This window comes from Prevotella sp., assembly GCF_036570325.1.
In the GTDB taxonomy this organism is placed as follows: domain Bacteria; phylum Bacteroidota; class Bacteroidia; order Bacteroidales; family Bacteroidaceae; genus Prevotella.
On sequence record NZ_DATCYK010000064.1, the window covers coordinates 19,916 to 31,806 of the forward strand.

Genomic DNA, 11,891 nt, shown 5'->3' on the forward strand with positions numbered 1-11,891 from the left:
CTCTTTCTGAACTTGAGAAACGGTAGGGGAAAACAAAACAAAAGTCCTTTCTTAATTTCAGAAACAATAGCTTAGAACAACCGAAAAACCGGATTCCATCCTCTCATGTAGCACAAGCTACCGAGTGATGGAATCCGGTTTTCACCTTATATATATACTTATTTAAAACTCCAAGATAAGCGTTTGTCGGGGCGTCAGCTCCATATTATCAGCAAATTTCACCACGCTGCCCGTCATAACGTCGGTAGCTTGGCGGTTATTACCGATGAGCTCGGCATATCGTTTCAGCTCAAGCGTGGCGTTCTTGGTGGTTCCGTTGAGGATGGTCATGACCGTTCGGCCGCCATGACGACGTGCCAATACGTAGACACCGTTGTAAGGTATGAACTGCGTTTGCGTGCCTCGGCTGATGACTTCGTTGCCTTGACGCCAATGGAGCAGCCGACTTACCCAGTCAAACATGGCGTTCTCCTCTACGGTTCGCCCCTCACGGGTGAACGCGGAGTGCGCATCGCCGGGGAAACCGCCCGGGAAATCCTTGCGAACATGGCCATCTGTGCGTGCCTTTGTGCCATTCATGAGCACTTCCGTGCCGTAATAGAGCTGCGGAATGCGGTTCATCGTGAGCAACAAAGCCAAGCCTTGCTTCAGCGCAGCTACGTCTTTGCCTTCTCCCAAGAAGCGATCGGTATCGTGATTCTCGATAAATGCCATCACGCTCGATGGATTCTCATACAAGTAATCATAGCAAAGACTGTTGTAAATACGGTTCATTCCCTGCCACCAACCATCGGTTTCCTCGTTCTTGGCTTGGTTAAGTTTATCGAAGAAGCTGAAGTCCATCACCGTCTTGAGGTAGCTGTTGATGGGCGACAGCTTGGAATCTTTCTGCCATGTGGCCGTGTAGGCGGGCTCGGTGACCCACGTTTCACCCACCGTATTGAAGTTAGGATATTCCTCATCCAACGTTTTCATCCATTGGGCCATGGCCTCTCGGTCGGCGTAAGGATAGGTATCCATGCGTATGCCGTCAATGCCGACGGTCTCAATCCACCACTCGCTGTTCTGAATAAGGTAGGTGATGACGTGCGGATTACGCTGGTTGAGGTCGGGCATGGTAGGAACAAACCAACCATCGACGGTCTCATGCAGGTCAACTTTCGACGCATAGGGATCTAATACGGGCGTGAGCTTGTAGGAAGTTTGCAGATACTTATCGTTCACCCGTGCACGCTGACCCTTTTTCGATTGGCCTTTGGCCTCGTCCAACCACTCCGGTACGTTGAGCCAATCCTTGCTTGGAAGGTCCTTTACCCATGGATGTTCAAAGCCACAATGGTTGAATATCATATCCATCACTACCTTCAGGCCTTTCTTATGGGCCTCGTCAATCAGTCGACGATAATCTTCGTTGCTGCCGAAGCGTGGATCTACCTTGTAATAATCGGTGGTCGCGTAACCGTGATAGGTGCTATGGCCGTGTCCGTCGGGCGAGTTGTTCTCCAAAACGGGGGTGAACCAAAGCGCCGTAACGCCCAACTGATTAAAATAGTCGAGGTGTTCCATAATGCCTTTGAGGTCGCCTCCGTGGCGCAGACTGGGCTGCGTGCGGTCTTCCCGATAGGCATTGAGGCCCTTGGTTTGTGACGGATGGCCCTTGCCTTGGGCAAAACGGTCGGGCATGAGCATGTAAAGCACGTCGGCATTGGTGAACCCCATGCGCTTATCACCGCTCATCTCACGGTTCTTGAGTGGGTATTTCACTTTCTTGCCGTCAAACTTCAACGTCATCTCACCGGCCTTGGCACCTTCCAAATTAAGGTAAACAAGCAGGTAGTTGGGTGAGTCGAGGCGCACCAAAGAGTCGATTTTCACGCCGGGATAGTCCACCGTTACCTTGGCGTCGCGGACATTCTTGCCGCAAACCATCAGTTGAACGGTAGGTTTTTTCATGCCAACAAACCAGTTGGCCGGCTCTATTCGGTCTATTTTCATTTGAGCTTGAAGCGTTCCAACGCCCATTCCACACAGCAACAAGGTGCCGACAGCCCTTCGGAAAGGCCGCCGCAAGGCGATGGACGCTACATAATTTTTCATCAGATTCATCGTTTTGGTTATCTATTTATGTTCAGGTTATTTGTTTTTCTGCCATTTTTCATCGGTTGACTTCCATGAGGATAAGCGCCGACTGGGCCGGCACGTTCACCTCGTCATGACCGTTGCGGAAAGCCATCTGTTGTGTTCCGTCGGCGTCTATACGGCCATTGTAACAAAGAATGTGGTACACTCCCTCGGGCAGTTTTACCTTTCGGGCCTCTTTGTTGGCGTTCAAGGCCACGTAAATGTCGCCCTGCTGCGCCTCACTACGCAAGCGATAAGCCACCAAACACGGCTCCGTAGCCATGAAATGCACGCCCCGACGCACGCCATCGGCCGTCCCTAAACGGAACGCGGGGTAGCGTTTGCGCAACGCTATCAACCCTTTGTAGTAATCGAACACCTGCGGATATTTCTTCAGATGGGTCCAATCGAGGCGATTAACGCTATCGGGTGAGTTGTAACTGTTATGAACTCCCTTCTTATCGCGTAGCATTTCCTCGCCCGAAAGCATGAAAGGAACGCCTTGCGAGGTGAAAACGGCGGTCTGAGCCAGCAGGTCTAATCGTATAAGTTCCTCATAGCTAATGCCCGGAAGCTCCGTGCGAAGCCTATCGACAAGGCACATGTCGTCATGACAACTTACATAACTGATGTGCTGAGTGGGCTCGGCAGCCCATGGTTGCTTGTCATAATTCACCTTAGACATGTCAACTTGGGGATGAGAAACACCACCCACGATTCCAAATTTCAGGCTTTCCTCCTCACCGGGAATACCGGCTAAGAACGCGCCTTGCCTATCATCGCTGAATGGTCCTCGCAAAGCGTCGCGCAAATTGTCGCTGAACGCCGCTATCGAAGGCATTTGACGCATGTGGGCTTTCATGGCTAATTTCTCCTGCGGATAGGCACATGAGCCGGCGCTCCAGCCTTCGCCATAAAGGAAGATACCCGGATTGACCTTGTCGAGCTCGGCTCTCACGGCGTTCATTGTCTCAATGTCATGCACGCCCATCAGGTCTACACGGAAGCCATCAATGTGGTATTCCTCGGCCCAATACTTGAAAGAAGCCAGCATATATTGGCGCATGAGCGCACGGTCGCTGGCCGTCTCGTTGCCACAACCTGACCCGTTGGAGGGTTTTCCATCGGCGGTGAAGCGATAATAAGCGTCGGGAAAAGTGCGCTGAAAGTTACTTCCATCGAGGTCAAAGGTATGATTGTAGACCACATCAAGGAACACTCGGATACCGGCTCGATGGAGTTTCATCACCATTTGTCGGAATTCGAGAATGCGGGTGGCCGGATCATAGGGGTTCGTAGAGTAGCTTCCCTCGGGTACATTGTAGTTCAGCGGGTCGTAACCCCAGTTATATTGCGGCATGTCAAGCCGTGTCTCATCCACTGAAGCATAATCAAATGAGGGTAAAATGTGCACCGCCGTAATGCCCAACTCTTTGAGATAATCAATCGCTTTAGGCTCTGCAAGGGCCAAAAACTTGCCCTTATACCGCAAACCCGACGACATATCGACCGAGAAATCACGATGATGAAGCTCATAAATGATCAAATCGGTGGGCGACTTCACGCCCAAGATGCGGTCCGTTTGCCAACCATCGGGGCTTGCTTGCCGATGATCGATGATGGCACCGCGGCGTCCATTCACGCCCACAGCGGTGGCAAAAACGCCCGGAGTCTCACCTTTGCCGATGTCGAAAGTATAAAACTTGTTCTTCAAATCGCCTTTTATGGCGACTTTCCACACGTTCTCACCCGCCCGTTTCATCTTTACGGTCTTGGAAGCCTTGAGGTTCTGCGCATCAGGATAGATTCTTACGACCGGCTTAACGGGAGCGTTGAGCGTGAAAACAGTCTGCTCAGGACTGTAAGACATCTCATTAAAGACGCCTTGAGCCTGAGCAGAATGAAAGAAAGAAGCAGTAAATGCTGCTAAATAAAAACTCTTTAACTTCATAGTTCTGTCATGTCGATTCCCTCAAAGCATGGAGGAAACAAGTTCGTGAAGTATTATTTTGCAAATAAGGAGATGGCGAATCCACCGCCGGGAGCCTCTGTCAGCTTCAGGGTATCACCCTTTTTAACCACTCGTTTCGTAATGGTATAAGCCTTGGGATTGTCCTTGTAATGCGCGTTTTTGGCGTCCGCATAGATCGTACATTCATATTTGCGACCCTTATCGAGGAAGTCCAGCTTGATTGTAGACTTATGTCCGTTCTCATCACACTTACCTCCGATAAACCAATTGTTGGTTCCCTTGGCCTTGCGGGCTACCGTTATATAGTCCGCGGGCTCCGCTTCAAGGTACTTACTATCGTCCCAATCGCAGGCCACATCCTTAATAAATTGGAAGGCATCGTTGAACTTCGCGTAGTGCTCAGGCAAGTCCGCAGCCATTTGAAGCGGGCTATACATGGTGACATAGAGGGCCAACTGTCCCACCAAAGTGCTACGAACCCACGACTTATTGTCGCTCCAATTGCTCAATTGGGTCTCCATGATACCGGGAGTATAGTCCATCGGCCCGCCCTGAAGCCGTGTGAAAGGCAATATAACGGTATGATCGGGACGATTACCGCCGAAAGCTTCGTACTCAGTTCCACGTGCGCTCTCGTTCCCCACTAAGTTAGGATAGGTTCGGCAAAGGCCGGTGGGCCGCACGGCCTCGTGCGCATTCACCATGATATGGTGCTTGGCGGCCTCTTTCACCACATGAAGATAGTGCTCATTCATTGACTGTGAGAAGTGATGATCGCCCCTTGGGATGATGTCACCAACATAACCACCCTTCACAGCGTCGTAACCATAATGGTTCATGAGCCGAAACGCATTCTCCAAATGACGCTCGTAATTGCCCACACTCGAGCTTGTCTCGTGGTGCATGAGTAGCTTCACACCCTTGGAATGGGCATACTCATTGAGGTACTTGAGGTCAAAATCGGGATAAGGAGTCACAAAGTCGAACACGTCACGCTTCCACATGTTGGCCCAATCCTCCCATCCTACGTTCCAACCTTCGACCAATACTTGGTCTAATCCGTTGGCGGCGGCAAAGTCGATGTACTTCTTCACATTGGCCGTAGTGGCACCGTGACGCCCATTGGGCTTCGCTTTCTGCCAGTCGATTTGGTCGAGTTTGATAGAAGGAAACTCATCCGTATAGTTCCAAGAGCTCTTTCCGACAATCATTTCCCACCACACTCCGCAATACTTTGTGGGATGAATCCAGCTTGTGTCCTCAATTTTGCAAGGCTCATTGAGGTTCAGAATGAGGTTGGACGACAACATATCACGTGCATCATCGCTCACGATGACCGTACGCCAAGGCGTTTGGCAGGGTGTCTGCATGCACCCTTTAAGGCCCGTAGCGTCAGGAGTGAGCCAGCTCTCGAGCACCATTGACTTGTCGTCAAGGTTCAAGTGCATGGTGGCATAGTCGATACAAGCCGCCTCATGGATATTGATATAAAGCCCATCGTGCGACTTCATTTGCAGCGAAGTTTGCACTCCGGTAGGCGAGAACACCGAAACGGAAGAGTTACCCCAGTTCACCGCCTGCTTGAAACGGCCACGAATCTCCGACAATTTGCTCTCTTGAGTTTCCTGCTCCTGCGTGTCGTAATCGCCCGGAAGCCACCATGCCGTGTGATCACCGGCCATGGCAAACTGCGTGTGCTCCTCTTTGATAAGGAAATAGTTGAGGTTCGGCTGTTGCGGGAACTCATAACGCAAGCCCATACCGTCATCGTAGACACGGAAACGGATAACGACGAGGCGATCATGGGCCGGCTGACGCAGGTTAACCTCTAACTCATTGTACTGATTACGGATAGCGGAAGTCTCACCCCAAACGGGTTTCCACGTCTCGTCAAAGGACGAACTGCGTGTTCGTTCCACCTTAAATCCGTCCATCAAGTCGGTCTCTTGCTTGCCCTTAGAGGCATGCTTGTCCTTGGCCAGCTCCAATCCGAGGTGGCTGGGCTTCACGACGGCCCTGTTCTTGTAGGTCAATTCGTAGGTCGGCACACCATTTCCGGTGAGCGAGAAGGTCAGTTTCACGTTGCCATTGGGCGACAACACCGTCTGGGCCGCGGCCAATAAAGGCAACAGCAACATGGAAACGACCATGGATAATGTCTTGTTCATGATTGTTAAGTTTGATTAGTTGTCCGCCCGTCAGGCCGACGGGACGGACTTATTGTATTGTTTTCTATCGTCCACTCTGCATGACCAGTTCCGTAATATTCTCACGGAAACTGTCATTTTCCATCAAATCCTCAATGCTTACGTGCATCCTATAGCGCCAATAATGCTTGGGATTGGCAGGAATGTTGATACGTTCGGCATTAGCGTCGGCCAACCGCAGCTGCTCATCCACGGCCAACCAATCCTGCACAGACAGCACGCAGAGCATGGAAGGAGAGCACAAATGGCGCTCAATAATGTCACGGGCAAGCCATCCGGGCAGCGGATGAGGAGCGCCACCCGTGCGGTAGAGCATGGTGTTATAGTACTCCTGCGTGCGCTGCATGTCCTCATCCCACCACTGACGGAGCGTCGGCATGTCGTGACTTGATATGGTACAAACCGACCGATAAGGGTTGCGGCCCAAGTAACCGAACCTCACCTTGGGATCCTTGGGCATGCTTTGAAGCTCAAGACTCAAGATTTTGAGTTCGCTCATCACCCATGGCACGCAGTCGGGAACCATGCCCAAGTCCTCCGCGCACACCAACATGCGGGTGGCCTGAACCAGCTTTGGCAGCTTCTTCATGGCCTCACGATACCAGAAATGATTGTTACGACGGTAGTAATAGTCGTTATACAAGCGGTTGAACACGGCCTTGTCGCTGTCGTAAAGGGCCTCGTAGGTAAAATCGAACTGGGCACTGATACGTGGATGGAACTTATTTTTGTCTTTCCTATCGCGTACAAAGAGCACATTGCTTACCAAGGAATAAAGCCCGTCGCGCAGCCACATATCCTTTTCCTCAGTCTTGTTCGCGAAGGCCGCCTCTATCTTTTTCTGCGTGTCATACTCGGGTTTCATCGCCCAAACGTCGTCATGCCGGTACTGCAAATAAGTGGCCTTGACATACGAAGCGTTGTCGCCAAAGACACGATCGACAATCCAATCGGTGATGAAAGGCGTAGTGAAATGCTCTTCTTGGAAGCGAAGTCCGTAGGCTTCTATCTCCTCCCGGGTCATGTCCAAGGCCGGGGCAAACTGTCCGAGCAGTCCATGAACGGCGTCGACGGGTATCTCCCAAATGCGGAAAAAGCCCAAGACGTGGTCTATACGATACGCATCGAAGAACTTACTCATGTTCTGGAAGCGGCGCACCCACCAAGCACAATCGTCCTTCAGCATTTCTTCCCAGTTGTAAGTGGGGAACCCCCAGTTCTGCCCACTTACCGAGAAATCATCCGGCGGCGCACCGGCTTGACCGTTGAGATTGAAATATTTGGGCTCCATCCACACGTCGCAACCATATCGGTTCACACCGATGGGAATGTCGCCCTTGAGAATGACGCCCTTGGAACGGGCATACTCGTGCACGGCTTCCATCTGTGTGTTGAGGATAAACTGCACGAAGTAGTAGAACTCCACTTGCCCATAAGCCTCCGTGGAAGCCGTGGTCAGCGCCTCACGGTCGGCCTCGTTCCATGCCGGATGGTCGGGCCAGCGGCTGAAATCGGCCGTGCCATGCACGTCACGCAGGTAACAGTACTGCGCATAAGGCACCAGCCACTGCTCCGATTCCTTGAAGAAGGCCTTGAAAGCAGCGCTCTTCATCATCTTCTTACCTTCCTGAGCGAAGAGCTCTTTCAGGTAAGTGGTCTTGGCATTGTTGACCTGCTCGTAGTCGATTTGCTTCAAAGCGTTGAGCTGTTGGCGCAAAGCCTCGAAGTCATTGCGCTTCTTGGCGTCCTTCAAAGCGGGCAACCGGGTCAGATCAACGTACTGCGGATGGAGCGCGAAGATACTGATGCAACTGTAAGGATAGGAGTCTGTCCACGTGTGAGTAATGGTTGTATCGTTGATAGGCAGCACTTGCAACACACGCTGATGGGTCAGTGCCACCCAATCGACCATCTTCTTGAGGTCGCCAAAGTCGCCTACGCCGAAGCTGGTCTTGCTCCGCAAAGAGAACACGGGCACCAAGGTACCGGCCAGCTTGCGGTCGCATATCTCGAAGAAAGCCTGCTCCAAATCGTAGACGGCGGCCTCGCCATCCTTCAGGCTCACCACGTCGACCGTGCGATTAAGGCCCGTCTCCCACAAGGGATTGGCCTTATCGGCCGTATTGAGGGCCACGAACTTGAACGCAAGGCTGCCCTCCTCGAAGCCATCGGCATTGAGATCGACCATCCATTCGTTAAAATTGTGCTCATACATGGGCACGGCCTTGGCCACGTCCCAGCCTCCCAAGGCGTCGCTCTCACCACAGATGGCCAGCCTATCGCCGGCCCTGAGCTGCGGCGCACGCACGATCAGGCGTACCGTTTTGGCGAAAGCCGTGGGATTGATGACAGCTCCCTTGCGATGGTTCACGCACTCCGTGAAAGCCGAACTGTATAAATAGGTGTCCTCGGGAATATCTATCCAGCGGTTGAACACCTGATATTCCGTGGCTTTTATCAGATTCAAGTCGAGCGTGTGGCACTCTGTAGACCACTCATGACGGCGTTCGCTGCCCTCACAATCCACACTGTAGAAGTACTGAAGCACCGCCGTGCGGCCGGTCTTCTTTACATTCATCGTGTAGGTCCATCGGTTTCCGTCCACCGTACTCATCCTGTACTGGGCTATTTTCTCGTGTCCGGCCTTATCGGTTTCAATGCAATTCATCAACAGTTCTTCACCGAAAACTGTCCGATAGTCTATATTAAAGTGTAAAATCATAACGAATGGTTAATAAATCTCCCCAAAGTTAGCAATTATTCAATGAGTTGTCGGGCAGTGCCAACACTATTTCATGAAAAAGAAATGCAATCGTTTGCACGGAGATAAAGGCATGATTAAATTTGAATAGAAAACAAGTTAAATCCTAAGAGTAAAACAATGGTTTTCCGAAAGCGGGCCTTTCACCCTGCCAAAGGCCCGTAACGACCGTGTGAAAGGGCAGCTTTGAGCGGCTCAAAGGACCACTTTCGGAAAGCAAACTTTTAGAAATTGGAATATAAACACGTAACCATTTGATTTCAAACGGGTTACAACAGCAACACAAGTCGTAGGCAAGCGCCGTCCGGCAACGCCTATTTCTCCTTGATAATCGTGACACTCAACGCGCCCAAAGCCATGAGCACACCGGCCACAATCATCATGTTCGACTGGTCAGAGCCTACCATCGTCAGCAAATAACCTCCCACAAGAGCGGCCACTATCTGCGGAACGCAAATCGTACCGTTGAACAATCCCAAGTAAGCTCCCATGTGACCATATCCCTGCAGGGCGTTGGTGACAAAGGTGAAAGGCATGGCCAACATGGCGGCCCAAGCACAACCAATGAGCAGGAAGGCCGCGAACTGTAGGTACTGATTGGCGATGAACGGCACGAGCGCGAAGCCTATGCCACCCAACAGCAGGCTGAGGGCATAGCCCATCTTGCGGTTCTTGAACTGTGGAAGCACCATGGCCCACACCACGCTGCCCATGGCCTGAACGGCATAGAGTATGCCTACCCAGTTGCCAGCTACCTGATAAGCCTCCGTCGAGGTAGCATGTGGGTCGAGCATGTCCACGTTCCAGCAGGTAGAAGCGATGGCTCCGTTGGTGTAAGTCCACATGTAGAGCATGGAAGCCCAGCAAAAGAACTGTACCAAACCTACGTGCCAAAAGGTCTTCGGGGCATTCTTGAGCAGCGTAATCCAGTTGGCGCTGCCCTCGTCCTTGCCCTCCGAGGCGGCAGGGGCTCCGTTATACTCAGCATAAACCTGCGGATTCCACTCCTTCACCTTCAGCGTTGTGTAGATAACACACAGTATCAGGATGGCCGCACCCATGTAAAACGACCATATAACCGAGTCGGGTACCACGCCGGGGGCTGCCGTATTGGCTATTCCGATGAGCGTGAAGAAGAAGGGAAAGATGAATCCTACCACGCTGCCCGCATTGCAAAGGAAGCTCTGAATGCTGTAAGCCAGCCCCTTCTGTTTCTCGTTCACCATGTCACCCACGAGCATTTTAAACGGCTGCATGGCCATGTTGATACTCGTATCGAGGAACATCAACGACAGCAATCCGAACGTCATGACCGACGACACGCCCAGTCCGAGCGACCCGGCGTTGGGCAACAAGCACATCACCAGCACGGCCAGAGTGGCTCCTATAAATAAATAAGGTATGCGACGGCCGAACTTGCACCACGTCTTATCGGACAATGAGCCGATGATAGGCTGCACAAGAATGCCCATAAGCGGCGGTAATACCCAGAAATAGTTAAGGGTATGGGGGTCAGCTCCCAAGGTTGAGAAGATTCGGGAAATGTTAGCGCTCTGTAAAGCGTAGGCAATCTGTACGCCGAAGAATCCGAAACTCAGGTTCCACAAGCCCCAGAAATTCATGTCAGGTTTCTGTTTCATATCAGTAATAATTATGTTTAATTCTTTTCAGTTCTTAGTTATGGCCAGTCGTCCGTCCATGACTCACGCCACGGCCGGCCGCGGATGTCAGCGGGTGGTGCCCCTGATGATGAGGCGGGTTCTGACAATTCGCTTCTCAATCTTGTCCTTCGGAATGGAGCCTTCCACTTGTCCCATGAGGATGTTGGCGGCTTCCTCGCCCACTCTTTTGCCCCTTTGCTCCACCGTAGTCAGCATGGGGTCGCAGGCGATGGCCCGCTCTCCGTTGGTAAAACCGCAGATACTCACGTCCTCGGGCACCCGAAGTCCCAGCCGCTTGGCCGAGTACAATATGCCGATAGCCGTGTCGTCATTCACCGCGAAGAACGCGTCAGGGCGCGGCTCGATAGCCAATATGTCGGGCGTTATGACCTCGGCGGCGGCCCGATTGTCGCAATAGCGTATCAAATGCTCATCGGGTTCAATGCCATTGTTGAGCAATGCGTCACGATAACCATTGTATCGGTTCTTCGAGATCTCCAGTTTCATCGACGTACCGTAGAAAGCTATGCGCCTGCAACCGGTCTCTATCAGATGGTTAACGGCCGTATAAGCGCCCATGTAGTCATCTACCACCACCCTACTGGCGTTCACCCCGGTGCATATCCGGTCATAAAACACGAGCGGAAGCCCATGGTCTATCAGCTTGGCAAAGTGGTCATACTTCTGCGTATCTTTGGCTTGGGAAACGATAACGCCACAAACCTTGTTCTCATAGAACGACTGGCAGATGGCCACTTCGCGCTCATATTTCTCATTACTCTGCGCCACGAGGATGCGATAGCCCCTTGCCGAGGCCTCTTCCTCTATGCCGCTGAGGATGGAAGAGAAGTAAAAATGGGTCAGTTGTGGGATTATGACACCAATCAACTTCTGCGGTTTGACGCGACTATTGCGCAAACTCTCGGCTATTACGTTAGGATAGAAGTTGTGCTCACGGGCATAAGTCTGGATGGCCGTCCGACGCTCAAGGCTTATGCGTGGGCTATCTTTCAAGGCACGGGACACCGTCGACACGGAAATACCGAATTCCCGCGCGATGTCTTTCATTGTTATAGGCGTAGTTTCTGTCATGGTTAATATGTATAGATTGGTATAGTCAGGCGCTCCGAAAGGCCTGCTCATGAAATACGCGCTTTACAACTCTTTTC

Annotated in this window: 6 protein-coding genes; all 6 read right to left on the reverse strand. The window is 51.9% G+C overall.

Annotated features, from left to right (window positions below; all coding sequences use genetic code 11):
- Positions 1 to 162: 162 nt before the first annotated feature.
- Complete coding sequence (locus VIR50_RS07835) at positions 163 to 2,022, reverse strand: glycoside hydrolase family 13 protein (protein WP_331934612.1); 1,860 nt, start codon at positions 2,020 to 2,022, stop codon at positions 163 to 165.
- A gap of 133 nt (positions 2,023 to 2,155) precedes the next feature.
- Positions 2,156 to 4,072, reverse strand: coding sequence for a type I pullulanase (pulA, locus tag VIR50_RS07840; protein WP_331934588.1), 1,917 nt, complete (start codon positions 4,070 to 4,072; stop codon positions 2,156 to 2,158).
- 53 nt (positions 4,073 to 4,125) lie between these two features.
- Positions 4,126 to 6,261, reverse strand: coding sequence for a glycoside hydrolase family 97 protein (locus VIR50_RS07845; protein ID WP_331934589.1), 2,136 nt, complete (start codon positions 6,259 to 6,261; stop codon positions 4,126 to 4,128).
- 64 nt (positions 6,262 to 6,325) lie between these two features.
- Complete coding sequence (locus VIR50_RS07850; RefSeq protein WP_331934590.1) at positions 6,326 to 9,022, reverse strand: 4-alpha-glucanotransferase; 2,697 nt, start codon at positions 9,020 to 9,022, stop codon at positions 6,326 to 6,328.
- A 353-nt stretch (positions 9,023 to 9,375) separates the two neighbouring features.
- Positions 9,376 to 10,701, reverse strand: coding sequence for an MFS transporter (locus VIR50_RS07855; protein ID WP_331934591.1), 1,326 nt, complete (start codon positions 10,699 to 10,701; stop codon positions 9,376 to 9,378).
- Positions 10,702 to 10,788: 87 nt separating this feature from the next.
- Entirely contained in the window at positions 10,789 to 11,814 is a 1,026-nt protein-coding gene (locus tag VIR50_RS07860) for a LacI family DNA-binding transcriptional regulator (protein WP_331934613.1), read from the reverse strand.
- Between the last annotated feature and the right edge of the window lie 77 nt (positions 11,815 to 11,891).